Raw genomic sequence first — 17,587 nt, 5'->3', positions numbered from 1 at the left:
GTGCGGATTTTTTCGCTTGACGGACCCGGGCTCGGACCAAAAAGGGCCGGGTTGAGGCCCGAAAAAAACGTTTGATTATAGGGCAAAGCGGCTGGAGCCGACTTCGGAGCGATCCTGATTGCGGCAGCGAAGCGTGCTGCCGCGTTCTGCACGGGGTGTCAGAACAGGATCAATGTCGGAACGAGAGAAGCGTATCGACGCCGTAGGCTCGCGCGAGACTGACGAGCCCGGAAGGAAGATTGACGACGCCCAGTGCGGCGCCGCGCGCGGACGCGGCGCGCTGCCATGCGAGCAACACGGCGAGCGCGGAGGAGTCGAACTGCGTGAGCGGCGCGCAATCGACTTCGGTCGCGCCTGCTGCGATGCGCGACAGACCCGAGTCGAGCGCGGCCTTCGCGCTCTCGTGGGTCAGGGTCGCGGCCGTCTGGAAACGGCCGCCCGTGACTGGCGTGCTCACGATGCCTTGCCGCTCGCGAGTTGCTGGTTACGCTGCGTCAGGAACTGCAGCAGACCGCCCACGCCATTCTGCGAGATCTGCTCGTTGAACTGCTGTTGATACGCCTGGATCAGCCATGCGCCGAGCACGTTGATGTCGTACACGCGCCAGCCCTGGGCCGTCTTGTACAGGCGATAGTCGAGTTCGACCGGCGAGCCGTTGTTCATCACGACCGAGCGGACCACGACGTCGGTATCTTCCGGATTAGCGCGGAACGGCTTGTACTGCACCGTCTGGTTGCGCACCTGGGCGAGCGCACCCGAATACGTGCGGATCAGCAGCATCTTGAACTGCTCGACGATCTGCTTTTGCTGCTCCGGCGTCGCCGAGTTCCAGTTGCGGCCCATCACGAGGCGCGTCGTGCGCGTGAAATCCGTGTACGGCAGGATCTTCTGATTGACGAGCTCGGTGATCTTTGCGATATCCCCCGACTGAATCTTCGGGTCGGACTTGATTTCGTCGAGGACCTGTTGCGTCACCGTCTTGATCAGCACGTCGGGCGAACTCGAATCGACGCTCTGCGCCGACGCCGCGCCGCAAAGCGCCATGAACATCGCGAAGATGGGAAGAAGGAGAAGTTTTTTCATCACAGACCCTGCAAAAGTAGAGGCTTCGGTTTGAGCGCGCCGCCTGAATCGAGTTCAGGCGGTGCAGCATCCAAAGCGTAAGAAATGTCGTTAGATATGTTACCGCGCGTTAGCGAAAAGCCGCTCACCGCAAGCGGAATGAAGGGAAACCGGACGGCGGGACATACTGGTTGCCCGGCACCGTACTGCTCGGTCCGCTCGCCGGAGCTGGCGCAGCGGCCGTGCCGGAAACCGGAGCCGCTGTGGCCGATGCACCCGCCGCGGGAGCCGCGCCCTCGTCGCCGTAATTCGGCAGCGGCGCTTCGCCGTAATCCGGCATGTTGGTTTCGCCGCCGGAGATCAGATACTGACGGCGTTGCAAGTACGCGTTACGCACGAACGAGTACTTGTCGAGAGCGGCATCGGCGAGCACGTCGGTTGCGCCGAGCAAATTCGCGCGCACATTGATGAGGTTCACGCCATAGAGCGCCCAGCTCACCGAATCCGGGCTCACATAGGTGAGCGGATTGCCGAAATAATCGACGACGAGACCCGCGGAATCCCGCACGGTGCTCGGCCCGAGCAACGGCAGCACGACATACGGGCCGGCCGGCACGCCATAGTGCCCGAGCGTCAGGCCGAAATCGCCCGAGTGCTTCGGCAGCTTCGCGATGGTCGCGACGTCGAACAGGCCACCGACGCCGAACAGCGTGTTGATCGCGACGCGCATGATGTCCGACACGCCATCCGCAATCTTCAACTGCAGCAGATTGTTCGCGGCGATGTAGACGTCACCGATATTCGAGAAGAAGTTGGTCACGCTGTTGCGCACCGGCTCCGGCACGGCCCACACGTAACCCTTCGCCACCGGCTTCAACGCGTACTGATCGACGGTATCGTTGATCGTGAACATCGTCCGGTTGTAGCTCTCGAGCGGATCCCCTTTGGTTGGTGTCGTCACCGTCGTGCAGCCGGCGAGCGCGATCGCGCCCGTCACGATGATTGCGCGCCGCATCCCCATCGCCTGCATGCTGTTCTCCTTATTGAGCCGGTGCCGAGGCGGCATTCGCCCCGGCCGCGCCCGATGCGCCCATCGCGCTCGCCGCGCCCGGGAAAGCCGGTGCGGGCGCAGGCGCTGCCGGCGCTGCCGATGATTTCGAGGCGCCGGAATCCGCCGCCTTGTTGTAGAGGAACTGGCCGATCAGGTTTTCGAGGACCACTGCCGATTGCGTCATCGTGATGGTGTCGCCGTTCTTCAGCATTTGATCGTCGCCGCCCGGCTCGAGGCCGATGTACTGCTCACCGAGCAGACCCGACGTCAGGATCTTCGCGGACGAATCCTTCGGGAACTGGTACTGCTTGTCGATATCGATCGTGACGACCGCCTGGTACGTGTTCGAGTCGAAGCCGATGCCGCCCACGCGCCCGACCGTCACGCCCGCGCTCTTGACCGGCGCACGCGCCTTGAGCCCGCCGATGTTGTCGAACTTGAGTTTCACCTCGTAGGTTTGCTGGAACGACAGGGAGCTCATGTTGCCCGCCTTCAGCGCAAGAAAGAGCAGCGCCACGAAACCGAGCACCACGAAGAGGCCGACCCAAAAGTCGAGAGCAGTCTTTTTCATCGTCTTCCCAAAGAGAATCTTTTCGCAGATGGCGCGTGATGGTCTGTGCCTTTCACAACGCCCGCGCCTTGCCCGGCGCCTGCGCCTGGTCCATTAGCTGAACATCAATGCGGTCAGCAGGAAATCGAGCCCGAGTACGGCGAGCGACGCGTACACGACGGTCTTGGTCGTCGCTCGCGACACGCCTTCCGGCGTCGGCTTTGCCTCGTAGCCCTGGAACAACGCGATGAACGTCACCGCGAAGCCGAACACGATGCTCTTGATGACGCCATTGCCGACATCGCGCCACACATCCACGCCGCCCTGCATCTGCGACCAGAACGCGCCCGGATCGACGCCGATCAGGATCACGCCGACGACGTAGCCCCCGATGATGCCGACCGCGCTGAAAATGGCCGCGAGAACCGGCATGGCGATGATGCCCGCCCACATGCGCGGCGCGACGACCACTTTGAGCGGGTCGACCGCCATCATTTCCATCGCGGTGAGTTGCTCGCCCGCCTTCATCAGCCCGATTTCGGCGGTGAGCGACGTGCCCGCGCGCCCCGCGAACAACAGCGCCGTGACGACCGGCCCGAGCTCGCGCACGAGCGATAGCGCGACGAGCAGACCGAGCGCCTGTTCCGAGCCGTAGCGGCTCAGCGTGTAATAGCCCTGCAAGCCAAGCACGAAGCCGACGAACAATCCCGACACCGCGATGATCACGAGCGAATAATTGCCGACGAAGTGGATCTGTTTCGTGACGAGTCGCGGGCGACGCAACAGCGAAAAAAATTCGAGCACGAGGCGCAGGAACATGCGCGTCGCGTAGCCCGCGGTGCCGAAACCGTCGAGCACCCAGCGTCCGAGCGCGCTGATCATGCCTGCCCTCCGATGCCGAAATCCGCGGCGAGCGGCGTGCTCGCGTAGTGGAACTTGAACGGGCCGTCCGGTGTGCCGTCGATGAACTGGCGCACGGTCGGGTCCTGCGATGCGCGCAGCTCCGCCGGCGTGCCTTCGGCGTGGATGCCGCCGTTCGCAATGAAATACACGTAGTCGGCGATGGCGAACGATTCCGGCACGTCGTGCGTGACGAGAATGGAGGTTGCGCCGAGCGCGTCGTTGATCGTGCGGATGAGTTGCGCCGTGATGCCGAGCGAGATGGGATCGAGGCCGGCGAACGGTTCGTCGTACATCATGAGCTGCGGATCGAGCGCGATGGCACGGGCGAGCGCCACACGCCGCGCCATGCCGCCCGAAATTTCGGACGGCGCGAGATCGCGCGCGCCGCGCAGACCGACGGCGTTCAGCTTCATCAGAACGAGATCGCGGATCAACGCTTCCGGCAGATCCGTGTGCTCGCGCAGCGGGAACGCCACGTTCTCGAACACGGTCTGGTCAGTGAACAGCGCGCCGAACTGAAACAGCATGCCCATCTTGCGGCGCAGCGCGTACAAACCGTCGCGCGTCTGCGCGCCGACGTCCTGTCCATCGAACGTGACCTGGCCGCGGCTCGCCTTCACGAGGCCGCCGACCAGGCGCAAGGTCGTGGTTTTGCCGCAGCCGGAGCCGCCCATGACCGCGACCACCTGCCCACGCGGGAAACGCATGTTCAGGTTCGACAGTACGAGCCGGTCGCCGTAGCCGAAATCGACGTCGCGTAGCTCCAGCATAGTCTCGGAAGAAGCAGGCACTGGGTAAGAGATTCCGTTGACGCAAAAGGCCGAATTATAGGGCCTGCGTGCAATCGGTGCTTTGCCTAGGTTTGCGCCCCTTCGTTTTTGGGATTTTTCACCATTGACTTGCAAACATTTGTTGTAGCAACGAGACCGCCGCCGCCGTGTCCGCCGCTTCGGTGACCGCGCGCACGACCGCAGCGCTGCCGACGCGCGTCGCGAGGACGTCCGGCATCACCTTGGCGTCGATTCCGCCGATCGCCACGAGCGGCACGCGTCCCGACAAAAGCTGCACGTAGCGCGTGAGCCGTGCGAGCCCTTGCGGCTTGGTCGGCATGACTTTCGTCGTGGTTGGGAAAACGGCGCCGAGCGCGAGATAGCTCGGCTTGAAATGCAGCGCGCGCAGCATCTCGTAATAGCCGTGCGTCGAGAGTCCGAGTCGCACGCCGGCCTTCGCGATCGCATTCAGATCGGCCGTCTGCACGTCTTCCTGGCCGAGATGCACGCCGTACGCGCCCGCCGCGATCGCCTCGCGCCAGTGATCGTTGATGAAAAGCTGCGCGTCATGCCGACGCCCCGCCTCGACCGAGCGTGCGATTTCGCGGCTCAAATCGGCGGCGTCGGTCGATTTGCGGCGCAATTGCGCGGTGCGCACGCCGAGGTCCAGCACGCGTTCCACCCAGTCCGCGCTCGGCAACACCGGATACAGGCCGAGGCGATCGGGACACGCCGGGAAGCCGCCCTCGGGAGCCGGCGGCAAATCGGCGACGCGCGGGAAAGTAGCGAAATCGACAGGCCAGGCGTCCGCCTTGTTCTCGTCGCCCGCGCGCCAGGCGAGCGCGAGCGTGAGCGCGTCGTGCGGTTCGAAGTTGCAATCGAGGAAGGCGGCGAGCGCGGCCAGCCAATCATCGGACCATTCGCCTTCCAGCGCGAAACGTTCGTCGCCACGATGCAGCGTCACGCGGCCGTCACGCGCGTCGAGCACCGCCGCGCCGCTTGCCAGGAGCCGCGCGCTGTCCGCGTCGTGCGACTCGGCCGCGACGATCAGATCGCCGGCCTTCGGCGATTCCGGCGCGGTCAGGCAGATGCGCCAGCGCGTTTCGGCCGCGGGCCATTCGCCCAGACGCGCGCGAATCCGCTCGGCGACTTCGATCAGCTCGTCGGCCGGCGGCCAGAAAACTTCGCGATTCAGCAAGCTCATGCCGCGCCTCCGTCCTGATGCCAGAACGGCATGCCGACGACCGGCGTGCTCGCCTGCGCGCTGTCGCGTTCGGCCATCGGGCCGGCGAGAAATGCGGTGCGCCCCGCCTCGACGCCCAGCGCAAAGGCCCGCGCCATCTGCGGCGGGAAAGTCGCCTGCGATACGGCCGTATTGAGCAGCACGCCGTCGAAGCCCCATTCCATCACCTGGCAGGCGTGCGACGGCACACCGAGACCGGCATCGACGATCAGCGGCACGTCCGGCAGCCGCTCGCGTAGCGTACGCAGCCCATACGGATTGGTCACGCCTTTGCCCGTGCCGATCGGCGCGCCCCACGGCATCAGCGCTTCACAGCCGGCATCGAGAAGGCGCCTGCCGATCACGAGGTCTTCCGTGCAATACGGCAGCACCTTGAAGCCTTCGCGGATCAGCTTCGCGGACGCTTCCACGAGGCCGATCGGGTCGGGCTGCAGCGTGTAATCGTCGCCGATCAGCTCGAGTTTGATCCACGGCGTTTCGAATACTTCGCGCGCCATATGGGCGGTGGTCAGCACTTCGTCGACGCTCTGACATCCGGCCGTGTTGGGGAGCAGCGCGACGCCGTGGCGCTTCAGCACATCGAAAAAGCCGGCTTCGCCCGTTTCCGACTGGCGGCGCAGCGCGACCGTGACCATGCCAGGCCGCGCGGCGTCGATGGAGTCGGACAGCGATTGCAGCGACGGATAACGCGAAGTGCCGAGCAGCACGCGGCTCGGAAAGGTCTCGCCGTAGAGCGTGAGAACGTCGGCGGTGGATATGGTCATGATTCGATCCTTCGGTTCGGAATTCAGCCGCCCGCGACGGGCGAAACGACGTCGAGCTTGTCGCCCGCGGCGAGCGTTTTCGTGGCGTGCTCGCCGCGCCCGACGAACTGGCCGTTCAACGCAACCGCGAACGGCGGCTTCGCGCCGAACGCGGCGAGCGCTTCGGTAACGGTGGCGGTGTCGGGCAAATCGAAGACACGCTGATTGATGTGGATGTTCATCTCGTTTGTCTCTTGCTCAATGCGAAAGCGCGGGCGCGACCGAGAACTCGCCGTGCAGCAGTTCGGGCCAGCGCGCGGCGCCGCGGAAATCGGAGAAGGTGTCGGCATCGGCGACGTCGCCTGAAGCGAGCGCTTCGGCCAGATGGCTCGCGGCATCCGCGACTTCGGGTGCGATCATGAAACCGTGCCGATACAGGCCGTTCACGCGCAAGGTCCGCGCCCCGTCCCAGACGATGGCCGGCCGATGATCCGGCAAGGTCGGCCGGCAATGCGAATTCAGTTCGAGGATGCGCGCCTCGCCGAAACCCGGATGCACGGCGAAAGCCGCGCTCAGCAGTTCGAGCGCCGAGCGCACGCTGACGGGCGACATGTCTTCGCCTTCCACTTCCGTCGCGCCGATCACGTACAGATCGTTCTCCTTCGGCGCGATATAGAGCGGATAGCGCGGATGCAGCAGCCGCACCGGCCGCGAAAGCCCGATGCCCGGCGCATGCACGCGCGCGACTTCGCCGCGGATGCCGCGCAGCGCGGGCCACGCGGGCTTTCCGCCCAGACCACGACAATCGATGATCCAGCGGGCGTCGGGCATTGCGTCGACCGGCGTGTTCCAGTGCGTGCGCACGCCGCGCGCAGCGAGTCCGGCCGCGAGCGCGCTCAGGGCCTGGCGGTTATCCAGCTGGCCTTCGTTCGGCAGCAGCCAGCCCTGTGCGAAGCGCGTTCCGAGCGCGGGTTCGGCCTGCGCGACTTGCGCGCCCGCGAGCTTGACGAACCCGCCATCGAGCAGATCGGGAGGCGAATTGGCGCGCAGACGGCGCTCGAAAAGCGGCGCCTCGGCGCGATCCGCACCGTGCCACACGACGAGCGTGCCGTTGCGCTGAAAGAAGACCGGCTCGGGCAATTGCTCGATGAGACGCGGCCAGCGTTCGAGCGACGCCGCGCCGAGGCCGACCACGAGCGGCTCCGCGCTCGCCGCTTCCGCGAGCGGCGCGAGCATCGCGGCGGCGACCCACGCAGCCGATTGCGTGCCCGCCGCATCGCCGCGTTCGTAGAGCGCGACGTCATGGCCCGCGCCCGCAAGCTGCCAGGCGACGAGCCGTCCGACGAGCCCGCCGCCGACGACGGCGAAATCCTGCCGGCGCGGCGCGCCCTGTTCGATCCTGTTCAATTCGATGTCTCCAAAGGGCGTGACGCTGCACCGCACGAGGAGACGAAGTACGCGATCTCGACCGTGCTGGCGCGACGCCACATCACGAGGACGAAATCAGCGGAGAGACCGGCTCGGCATCGGATGAAACGTGCCGGGCGGAAGAAAAATACTGGAAGAGACTGGAGGAATGGCGCGGGATTCGCGCGTTCTCCGGAAACTTCCCTCGCCGGTATTACCCGGATCGGGTGCAAAGGGTCTCTCTCAGCCTCGCCGCGCTGCCGACCGTTCCGGCCGCCGATGCACGCGAAGCACCCCTGTTTCGTCGAGGATCATTAAAACATGAAAGGCGAAGCCGCTGCAAACCGGGATTGCCCGCCTTTTATCGCGCGCGTCGGCACTCTGGCACAATGCCGCGAACATGGTTCGCCGGCCGATCGCACGAAATTAAGCGAGCGTTAAGAGAATCCCGGAACAATTTACGGGGCCGGAAAACGCCGCGCGCGGCCCGGCCGCGGACGTCACAATCGGGCGCCACGGGGCGCATCAGCAGGAAGCTCATGACCAACACTCGTACCGAAAGCACGCAGCAGAAGGCCGACGAAGTCTCGGCCTGGAGCCTCATCAAGCCCTACTGGGTCTCGGAGGAGCGCGGTTTCGCGTGGGGCCTGCTCGTCGCGATCATCGCGATCAACATGACAGTCGTGTGGATCAATGTCCGGCTCAACAGCTGGAACGCCGACTTCTACAACGCGCTGCAGAACAAGAACGTCAAGGACTTCCCGCACCTTCTGCTGATCTTCACGGGCCTCGCATTCGCGTACATCCTGCTCGCGGTGTACGGGCGCTATCTGCGGCAGATGCTCGCGTTCCGCTGGCGGCAATGGCTCACCAACCGGTTTCTGGAGCAATGGCTCGGCGACAAGGCGTTCTACCGTATCGAGCGCGATCGCCTCGCCGACAACCCCGACCAGCGTATTTCCGACGACCTCCAGTCCTTCGCCACCACCACGCTTTCGCTGTCGCTCGACCTGCTTTCGACGCTCGTCACGCTCGTCACCTTCATCACGATTCTCTGGACCATTGCCGGCGCGCTCACGTTCTCGCTCGGCGGCACGCCGATCACGATTCCGGGCTACATGGTGTGGGCCGCCGCGCTCTATGCGATTCTCGGCTCGCTGATCATCCAGAAGGTCGGGCATCCGCTCGTGTCGATCAACTATCAGCAGCAGAAAGTGGAAGCGGATTTTCGCTTCGGGCTGATTCGGGTGCGCGAAAACGCCGAGCAGATCGCGTTCTACGACGGCATCTCCACCGAGACCGCCAACGCAAAGACCATTTTCCAGCGCATTCGCGACAACTGGTGGCTCATCATGAAGTACACGAAGCGCATGACCTTCGTGTTGAGCTTCTACGGGCAGATCGCGATCATCTTTCCGATCATGGTCGCCGCGCCGCGCTACTTCGCGGGCGCGTTTTCGTTTGGCGTGCTGATGCAGATTTCATCGGCGTTCGGCACGGTCAGCGATTCGTTTTCATGGTTCATCAATAGTTATTCGACGTTGGTCGAATGGCGCGCTACCGTCAACCGTCTGCGCGAATTCAAACGCGTGATGCGCTCGACCCATATCCGCGAGGAAACGTCGCCGGCGACGGAACACGGCGGCATCAATCTGCATTACACGAGCACGCCTTCGCTCACGACGAACGGCCTCATGCTCGCGCTGCCCAACGGCACGCCGCTCTCGCGCGTGGCGAACGTGTCGATCGAGCCGGGCTCGCGCTGGCTCGTCGTCGGGCCGTCCGGGTCGGGCAAGAGCACGTTGATGCGCGCGCTGGCCGGCTTGTGGCCTTTCGGCGACGGCACCATCGACGCACCCGTCGACGCAAAAATGATGTTCATCCCGCAAATGAGCTATCTGCCGATCGGGACGCTGCGCGCGGCGCTGTCGTATCCGTCGCCCGGAGGCACGTTCAGCGACGACGAATCGCGCGAAGCGCTGCGTCTGTGCAATCTCCAAGCGTATGCGGACCGGCTGGAGGAAAGCGCGCACTGGGCGCGGAGTCTGTCGCCGGGCGAGCAACAGCGTCTTGCCGCGGCGCGCGTGCTGCTGCACAAGCCGGACTTCGTGTTTCTCGATGAAGCCACCAGCGCGCTCGACGCGGAAAACGAACTGCATATCTACAACACGCTCGTCGAACGGCTGCCGAAGGCGGCGATTCTGAGCGTGGCGCATCGCGAGTCGGTGGCGATGTTCCATGATTACAAGATCGAGATCGAGAGGGCGATGGCGGAGGTTTGAGGCCCTGGCATCGATGGCTCGACGAACCGCACCGCGAGCAATCCGGTGCGGTTTTTCTTATTTGTCGATCGGGTTGATTCGATCGATTTGCTGCGCCCTAGACTGTCGCGTACCCGGCACATGGACAGCAAATGGACTTTCAGCTCTTGACCGACGAGGATCTCGAAGCAATGCGACGCACGCCGAAGATCATCGTCAATCCGCACAATCCTTTTCAACCTGAACTCGAGTTCTGACATGCTGCACAACACTCCGGACGCCGTGAGGCGACTGCTGTGCGAATCGTGGTGTTCCGAACTCGACGTCGCACAAGATGGCGATGCCTTGCGACTCTCCATGCCGCTGCTCGAACCCGACGGCGACTACGTGACCGTATGGCTTCGGCAGACGATGGGAGGGTGGCGAATCGAGGACGCCGGTTCCACGCTGATGCGTGTCTCGTACGATTCGGACACTTCGGCCCTGATGCGCGGTCCACGCCGCGTGCTGCTCGACAAGATGCTGGCGGAGTACGGTGCGCGACTCGCCGACGACGGGCAAATCGTGTCCGAATCGGATGAGCAGTTTCTCGGGATTTCGCTGCTTCGCTATGGACAAGCGATGCTTCGCGTCAACGACCTTCGAAGCTGGAGCAAGGCGCGCGTTGCATCGACGTTCTTCGACGATCTGAAGCTGAATCTGACCGAAATCGTCGGCGCCGACAATATCGTCGAAAACTATCTGGCGCCGGAAGTCCCCGACGCCGTCGACTATCCCATCGACTTTTCGATCAGGGGCGCACGCACACCGCTCTTCGTCTTCGGCGTGGCGAGCCAGGAACGCGCGCGGCTCGCGACCATCGTGCTTCAGCACATCGACCAGTACATCGAGCGCTTCGATTCGATCGTCGTGTTCCAGGACGCGAGCGCGATTCCGAGCAGCGATCTGCGCCGTTTGATGAACGCGGCCAACGACATGGTCGATTCGATCGACGCAAAGGCAGCGCTCGCAAAAAAGATTCATCATCGGATGCGCGCCGCGTAGAAGCAAAAAGGCCACGCAGTCGCGTGGCCTTTTCATCAAGCATCGCCGAGACCTACCGCGGCAACTCGCTCGACCCCATCAGATAAGCATCCACCGACCGCGCACACTGACGTCCTTCGCGAATCGCCCAGACGACCAGCGACTGACCACGGCGCATATCGCCCGCCGTGAACACCTTGTCCGCCGACGTGTAATACGCCTTGTCGCCTTCCGTCGCCGCGCGCACGTTCCCACGCGCATCCTTCTCGACGCCGAACGCCTCCAGCACGGGCGACACCGGCTGGGTGAAACCCATCGCGAGCAGCACGAGATCGGCCTTCAGTTCGAATTCGGAATTCGGCACTTCCTGCATCTTGCCGCCCTTCCACTCGACGCGCACCGCGATCAGCTTTTCGACCTTGCCGTTCTTGCCTTCGAAGCGCTTCGTCGCCACCGACCAGTCGCGATCGCAACCTTCTTCATGCGACGACGACGTGCGCAGCTTGATCGGCCAATACGGCCACACGAGCGGCTTGTTTTCTTCCTCGGGCGGTTGCGCGAGCAGTTCGAACTGCGCCACGCTCTTCGCGCCATGACGATTCGACGTGCCCACGCAGTCCGAACCCGTATCGCCGCCGCCGATCACGACGACATGCTTGCCCTTCGCCAGCAGTTGATCCGTCAGCTTGTCGCCGGCGTTGACCTTGTTTTGCTGCGGCAGGAATTCCATCGCGTAGTAGATGCCTTCCAGCTCGCGGCCCGGCACCGGCAAATCGCGCGGCGTTTCCGAGCCGCCCGCGATCACGACCGCGTCGAACTGTTCCTTCAGCTCGTCCGGCGTGATCGTTTCCTTCGCCGTGTTGCCGATGTACGCCGGCAACGGATCCTTACCGATGAACACGTTCGTGCGGAACGACACGCCTTCGGCTTCCATCTGACGCATACGGCGGTCGATCAGCCACTTCTCCAGCTTGAAGTCGGGAATGCCGTAACGCAGCAGTCCGCCGATGCGATCGTTCTTCTCGAACACGACGACTTCATGCCCCGCGCGCCCGAGCTGCTGCGCGGCCGCGAGGCCCGCAGGACCCGAACCGACGACAGCGACCTTCTTGCCCGTCTTGTGCTTCGGCGGCTGCGGCACGACCCAGCCTTCGGTGAATGCCTTGTCGATGATCGCGTGCTCGATCGACTTGATGCCGACCGGATCGTCGTTGATGCCGAGCGTGCACGCCGCTTCGCACGGTGCCGGACAGATGCGGCCCGTGAATTCGGGGAAGTTGTTGGTCGAGTGCAGCACGTTGATCGCGCTCTTCCAGTCCTGCTGGAACACGAGATCGTTGAAGTCCGGAATGATGTTGTTGACCGGGCAGCCGTTGTTGCAGAACGGAATGCCGCAATCCATGCAGCGCGCGCCTTGAACCTTGGCGTCTTCATCCGTCAGCGCGGCGACGAATTCCTTGTAATGCTTGACGCGGGTCAGCGGTGCTTCGTACGCCTCGTGGCGGCGTTCGAATTCGAGAAAACCGGTTGCCTTGCCCATTTCTTTCTCTGTATTTGGTGAGGATCGCGCTCCCCGATGCACACGCACCGGAGAGCCTTTCTAAACGTTGCGATTCGGGCCTTAAGCCGCGATGGCGTCCTTCGACTTCTTCGCGCCGAGCTCGGTGAGCGCGCGCTTGTACTCGGTCGGGAACACCTTGACGAACTGGCGGCGAGCCGAATCCCAGTTCTCGAGCAGCGACTTCGCGCGCGGCGAGCCGGTGAACTGGAAGTGACGCTCGATCAAGCCCTTGAGCAGCGCTTCGTCGGTCTTGCCGGTGTGCCACAGCGCGCGATCCACCGTGCGCTCTTGTTCGGCCTGCTGCAGCACCGGATCGAGCGCGACCATCGACTTGTTGCACTTGCCGGCGAACGTGCCGTCCGGGTCGTACACGAATGCGATGCCGCCCGACATGCCCGCCGCGAAGTTGCGGCCAGTCTCGCCGAGCACGACCACCGTGCCGCCCGTCATGTACTCGCAGCCGTGATCGCCCGTGCCTTCGACGACCGCCGTCGCGCCCGAGTTACGCACGCAGAAGCGCTCGCCCGCGACGCCGCGGAAATACGATTCGCCTTCGATCGCGCCGTACATCACCGTGTTGCCGCAGATGATGTTTTCCTCGGACTTGCCGCGGAAGTCGTTGGTCGGGCGAATGATGATGCGCCCGCCCGACAGGCCCTTGCCGACATAGTCGTTGCCGTCGCCGACGAGATCCAGCGTGACGCCCTTCGCCAGGAACGCGCCGAAGCTCTGGCCCGCCGTGCCCTTCAACTGGATGTGGATCGAGTCGTCGGGCAGGCCGTCGTGACCGTGCTTCTTCGCGATCAGACCGGACAGCATCGCGCCGACCGTGCGGTTCACGTTGCGCACCGGCTGGATGAACGACACATGCTCGCCCTTCTCGATCGCCGCCTTTGACTTCTCGATCAGCACGTGATCGAGCGCCTTGTCCAGACCGTGATCCTGCACGTCGACATGCTTGCGCGCGACGTCTTCGCCAACCGGCACCTGATAGAAGATGCGCGAGAAGTCGAGACCCTTCGCCTTCCAGTGCTCGATGCCCTTCTTCATGTCGAGCAGATCGACGCGACCGATGAGATCGTCGAACTTGCGGATGCCGAACTGCGCCATGATCTCGCGCACTTCTTCCGCGACGAAGAAGAAGAAGTTGACGACGTGTTCCGGCTGGCCGGAGAACTTCGCGCGCAGCACCGGGTCCTGCGTCGCGACGCCGACCGGGCACGTATTCAGATGGCACTTGCGCATCATGATGCAGCCTTCGACGACGAGCGGCGCCGTCGCGAAGCCGAATTCGTCCGCGCCGAGCAGCGCGCCGATCACGACGTCGCGGCCGGTCTTCATCTGGCCGTCGGCCTGCACGCGGATACGGCCGCGCAGACGGTTCAGCACGAGCGTCTGCTGGGTTTCGGCGAGGCCGAGTTCCCACGGCGTGCCCGCGTGCTTCAGCGACGACAGCGGCGATGCGCCCGTGCCGCCGTCATGACCCGCGATCACGACGTGATCCGCCTTCGCCTTCGCGACCCCGGCGGCAACCGTGCCGACACCGACTTCCGACACCAGCTTCACCGAAATGCTCGACGCCGAATTCACGTTCTTCAGATCGTGAATGAGCTGTGCCAGGTCTTCGATCGAATAGATGTCATGGTGCGGCGGCGGCGAAATCAGGCCGACGCCCGGAACCGAATAACGCAGCTTGCCGATGTACTCGGAAACCTTGTGGCCCGGCAACTGACCGCCTTCACCCGGCTTCGCGCCCTGCGCCATCTTGATCTGGATCTGATCCGCCGACGACAGATATTCCGCCGTCACGCCGAAACGCCCGGACGCGACTTGTTTGATCTTCGAGCGCAGCGAATCGCCGTCCTTCAGCGGGATGTCGCTGACGACTTCCTTGCCGATGATCGATTGCAGCGTGTCGCCGTTCTTGATCGGAATGCCGCGCAGTTCGTTGCGATAACGCGTTTCGTCCTCGCCGCCTTCGCCGGTGTTCGACTTGCCGCCGATGCGGTTCATCGCGACAGCCAGCGTGGCGTGCGCTTCCGTGCTGATCGAGCCGAGCGACATCGCGCCCGTCGCAAAGCGCTTGACGATATCCTTCGCCGATTCGACTTCGTCGAGCGGAATCGCTTTCGTCGGCTCGACCTTGAACTCGAACAGGCCACGGAACGTCATGTGACGCTTCGTCTGGTCGTTGATGATGTGCGCGTATTCCTTGTACGTCTGATACGAGTTGCTGCGCGCCGAGTGCTGCAGCTTGGCGATCGCGTCAGGCGTCCACATGTGCTCTTCGCCGCGCACGCGGTACGCATACTCGCCGCCCGCGTCGAGCATGTTCGCGAGGACCGGGTTGTCGCCGAATGCGTCGCGATGCAGGTGGATCGCCTCTTCCGCCACTTCGAAGAGGCCGATACCGCCGACCTTCGTCGCCGTGCCACGGAAGTACTTCTCAACCAGCTCCGTCGACAGGCCGACGCCTTCGAAAATCTGCGCGCCGGTGTAGGACATGTACGTCGAAATGCCCATCTTCGACATGACCTTCAACAGGCCCTTGCCGACCGCCTTCGTGAAGTTGTAGATGACCTTGTCGGCCGACAGGTCGCCCTTCAGGCCATCGGCCATGTTGGCGAGCGTTTCGAGCGCGAGGTACGGGTGAACGGCTTCCGCGCCGTAGCCCGCGAGCAGCGCGAAGTGATGCGTCTCGCGCGCCGAGCCCGTTTCCACGACGAGACCCGTGCTCGTGCGCAGACCGTGCGCGACGAGATGCGAGTGAATCGCGGACGTGGCGAGCAGCGCCGGAATCGCGACGTTATCGCGGTCCATCTTGCGATCGGACACGATCAGGATGTTGTAGCCGGATTTCACGGCATCGACCGCTTCCGCGCACAGCGACGCGATGCGCGCCTCGATACCTTCCTTGCCCCACGCCACCGGATAGCAGATGTTCAGTTCGTACGAACTGAACTTGCCGCCGGTGTACTTGTCGATCGCGCGGATCTTCGCGATGTCCTTGAAGTCGAGCACGGGCTGCGACACTTCGAGGCGCATCGTCGGGTTGATGTTGGTCGTGTCGAGCAGGTTCGGCTTCGGACCGATGAACGAGTTCAGCGACATCACCATGTTCTCGCGGATCGGGTCGATCGGCGGGTTCGTCACTTGCGCGAACAACTGCTTGAAGTAGTTGTAGAGCGTCTTGCTCTTGTTGGACATGACCGCGAGCGGCGAGTCATTGCCCATCGAGCCGACGGCCTCTTCGCCCGACTGCGCCATCGGCGCCATCAGGAACTTGAGGTCCTCCTGCGTGTAGCCGAACGCCTGCTGGCGATCGAGCAGCGCGGCGGCTTCGCGGCGTTGCGTTTCGACGTCTTCGGCCTTCGGCTCGATTTCGTCGAGCTTGATGCGCACGGCGTCGATCCAGCTCTTGTACGGCTTCGCGTTGGACAGGTTGTCCTTGAGCTCCTTGTCCTCGATGATGCGGCCCTGCTCCATGTCGATCAGGAACATCTTGCCCGGCTGCAGACGCCACTTCTTGACGATCTTCGATTCGGGAATGGGCAGCACGCCGGACTCCGACGCGAGGATCACGAGATCGTCGTCGGTGACGAGATAGCGCGCCGGACGCAGACCGTTACGGTCCAGCGTTGCGCCGATCTGGCGGCCGTCCGTGAACGCGATCGCGGCGGGACCGTCCCACGGCTCCATCATCGCGGCGTGGTATTCGTAGAACGCGCGGCGGTTGTCGTCCATCAGCGTGTGCTGTTCCCACGCTTCGGGGATCATCATCATCATCGCGTGGACGAGCGGGTAGCCGGCCATCACGAGCAGTTCGAGACAGTTGTCGAACGACGCCGTGTCCGACTGGCCCGGATAGATCAGTGGCCAGAGCTTCGGCAGATCGTCGCCGAGCACGTAGGACGCGATTGCGCCGGTGCGCGCGTTCAGCCAGTTGACGTTGCCCTTCACGGTGTTGATTTCACCGTTGTGCGCGATCATCCGATACGGGTGCGCGAGCTCCCACGCCGGGAACGTGTTGGTCGAGAAGCGCTGGTGCACGAGCGCGAGCGCCGACACGACACGCTCGTCCTGCAGGTCGCGGTAGTACACGCCGACCTGACCCGCCAGCAGCAGGCCCTTGTAGACGACGGTGCGCGACGACATCGACGGCACGAAGTATTCCTTGCCGTGCTTCAACTTCAGCGCCTGAATGCGATGGCTCGCCGTCTTGCGGATGATGTACAGCTTGCGCTCGAGCGCGTCCGTCACGACGATGTCCTTGCCGCGGCCGATGAAGATCTGGCGGATCAGCGGCTCGCTCGCCTTCACGGTCGGCGAAATCGGCATGTTGGAATCGACGGGCACGTCACGCCAGCCGAGCACCACCTGGCCTTCGGCCTTTACCGTGCGCTCCAGTTCCTGCTCGCACGCGAGACGCGAAGCATGCTCCTTCGGCAGAAAGATCATGCCGACGCCGTACTCGCCAGCCGGCGGCAATGTCACGCCCTGCTTGGCCATTTCTTCGCGATAGAAGCCGTCCGGCACCTGGATCAGGATGCCGGCGCCGTCGCCCATCAGCGGGTCGGCGCCGACCGCGCCACGGTGATCGAGATTTTCGAGAATCTTGAGACCCTGCTGAATGATCTCGTGGCTCTTTTTCCCCTTGATATGGGCGACAAAGCCGACGCCGCAGGCGTCATGCTCGTTCGCAGGGTCATACATGCCCTGCGCGGCGGGAAGCGAACCGGCTGCCGGTTGCTGATGATCGTTCATGGGGACACCGTCTCTACTGTGAGGGGCCGACTCGGCCGTTGAACCATTTTCTTGTCGCTTGCGACCGTTTTTTCAGCTTGGAAAGCGTCACGAAGCACGGTCGTGCGCGGCACGCTGCACCGCGGCAATCGCCGGAAATCGAAATATACGCGACGAATCAAAAAGATGGCAAATAAAACTTGATGATGCGGCACCAATTATCGATATGGTGCAAACACGCACCGATATATTAGGGACGCATCATTGTCG

At 63.6% G+C, this 17,587-nt stretch carries 14 protein-coding genes and 1 riboswitch; of the genes, 2 read left to right on the top strand and 12 right to left on the bottom strand.

The annotated features are described in order from the left end of the window. Window positions 1-169 precede the first annotated feature (169 nt). The 10 genes from ACEN42_RS02190 to ACEN42_RS02145 all read right to left on the bottom strand — a co-directional run bounded on the left by ACEN42_RS02190 (window position 170) and on the right by ACEN42_RS02145 (window position 7,729). A complete protein-coding gene (locus ACEN42_RS02190; protein ID WP_238217186.1) occupies window positions 170-457 on the bottom strand; it encodes a lipid asymmetry maintenance protein MlaB in 288 nt (95 codons plus the stop codon). After that, window positions 454-1,083, bottom strand: coding sequence for a phospholipid-binding protein MlaC (locus ACEN42_RS02185; protein WP_238295348.1), 630 nt, complete (start codon window positions 1,081-1,083; stop codon window positions 454-456). Before ACEN42_RS02185 ends, ACEN42_RS02190 begins: the two co-directional genes overlap by 4 nt. Window positions 1,084-1,207: 124 nt before the next feature. Beyond that, a complete protein-coding gene (locus ACEN42_RS02180) occupies window positions 1,208-2,092 on the bottom strand; it encodes a VacJ family lipoprotein (RefSeq protein ID WP_371880529.1) in 885 nt (294 codons plus the stop codon). 10 nt (window positions 2,093-2,102) lie between these two features. Further along, complete coding sequence (gene mlaD, locus ACEN42_RS02175; protein WP_035506660.1) at window positions 2,103-2,684, bottom strand: outer membrane lipid asymmetry maintenance protein MlaD; 582 nt, start codon at window positions 2,682-2,684, stop codon at window positions 2,103-2,105. 93 nt (window positions 2,685-2,777) lie between these two features. Next, the gene (mlaE, locus tag ACEN42_RS02170; protein WP_371880528.1) at window positions 2,778-3,545 is read right to left on the bottom strand and encodes a lipid asymmetry maintenance ABC transporter permease subunit MlaE; all 768 of its coding nucleotides are present in this window, start codon (window positions 3,543-3,545) and stop codon (window positions 2,778-2,780) included. After that, window positions 3,542-4,357, bottom strand: a complete 816-nt coding sequence (locus ACEN42_RS02165) for an ABC transporter ATP-binding protein (RefSeq protein ID WP_371880527.1) — start codon at window positions 4,355-4,357, stop codon at window positions 3,542-3,544. Before ACEN42_RS02165 ends, mlaE begins: the two co-directional genes overlap by 4 nt. 97 nt (window positions 4,358-4,454) lie before the next feature. Continuing rightward, the gene (gene thiE / locus ACEN42_RS02160; RefSeq protein ID WP_371880526.1) at window positions 4,455-5,540 is read right to left on the bottom strand and encodes a thiamine phosphate synthase; all 1,086 of its coding nucleotides are present in this window, start codon (window positions 5,538-5,540) and stop codon (window positions 4,455-4,457) included. Next, window positions 5,537-6,343, bottom strand: coding sequence for a thiazole synthase (locus ACEN42_RS02155; protein WP_238217196.1), 807 nt, complete (start codon window positions 6,341-6,343; stop codon window positions 5,537-5,539). Before ACEN42_RS02155 ends, thiE begins: the two co-directional genes overlap by 4 nt. Window positions 6,344-6,366: 23 nt before the next feature. Continuing rightward, window positions 6,367-6,564, bottom strand: a complete 198-nt coding sequence (gene thiS / locus ACEN42_RS02150) for a sulfur carrier protein ThiS (protein ID WP_035506668.1) — start codon at window positions 6,562-6,564, stop codon at window positions 6,367-6,369. A 16-nt stretch (window positions 6,565-6,580) separates the two neighbouring features. Beyond that, window positions 6,581-7,729 carry an FAD-dependent oxidoreductase gene (locus ACEN42_RS02145; RefSeq protein ID WP_371880525.1) on the bottom strand — a complete coding sequence of 383 codons (1,149 nt, stop codon included), beginning with the start codon at window positions 7,727-7,729 and terminating at the stop codon, window positions 6,581-6,583. Window positions 7,730-7,912: 183 nt separating this feature from the next. Next, window positions 7,913-8,037: riboswitch (TPP riboswitch) on the bottom strand. Window positions 8,038-8,268: 231 nt separating this feature from the next. Here ACEN42_RS02145 and ACEN42_RS02140 point away from each other — a divergent pair. Both ACEN42_RS02140 and ACEN42_RS02135 read left to right on the top strand, forming a co-directional pair. Next, on the top strand, window positions 8,269-10,011 hold the full coding sequence (locus tag ACEN42_RS02140; protein WP_371880524.1) for an ABC transporter ATP-binding protein/permease: 1,743 nt from the start codon (window positions 8,269-8,271) through the stop codon (window positions 10,009-10,011). A gap of 237 nt (window positions 10,012-10,248) precedes the next feature. Continuing rightward, window positions 10,249-11,034 (top strand): DUF1828 domain-containing protein, encoded by a 786-nt coding sequence (locus tag ACEN42_RS02135; RefSeq protein ID WP_371880523.1) that lies wholly within the window; start codon window positions 10,249-10,251, stop codon window positions 11,032-11,034. A 52-nt stretch (window positions 11,035-11,086) separates the two neighbouring features. Here ACEN42_RS02135 and ACEN42_RS02130 read toward each other — a convergent pair whose 3' ends face one another. Then, a complete protein-coding gene (locus ACEN42_RS02130) occupies window positions 11,087-12,553 on the bottom strand; it encodes a glutamate synthase subunit beta (RefSeq protein WP_187609304.1) in 1,467 nt (488 codons plus the stop codon). An 81-nt stretch (window positions 12,554-12,634) separates the two neighbouring features. After that, complete coding sequence (locus ACEN42_RS02125) at window positions 12,635-17,338, bottom strand: glutamate synthase-related protein (RefSeq protein ID WP_238217205.1); 4,704 nt, start codon at window positions 17,336-17,338, stop codon at window positions 12,635-12,637. Window positions 17,339-17,587: the final 249 nt, after the last annotated feature.

The organism is Caballeronia sp. S22 (genome assembly GCF_964261745.1).
Lineage (GTDB): Bacteria > Pseudomonadota > Gammaproteobacteria > Burkholderiales > Burkholderiaceae > Caballeronia > Caballeronia jiangsuensis.
This window is presented reverse-complemented; position numbering and strand designations above follow the sequence as displayed.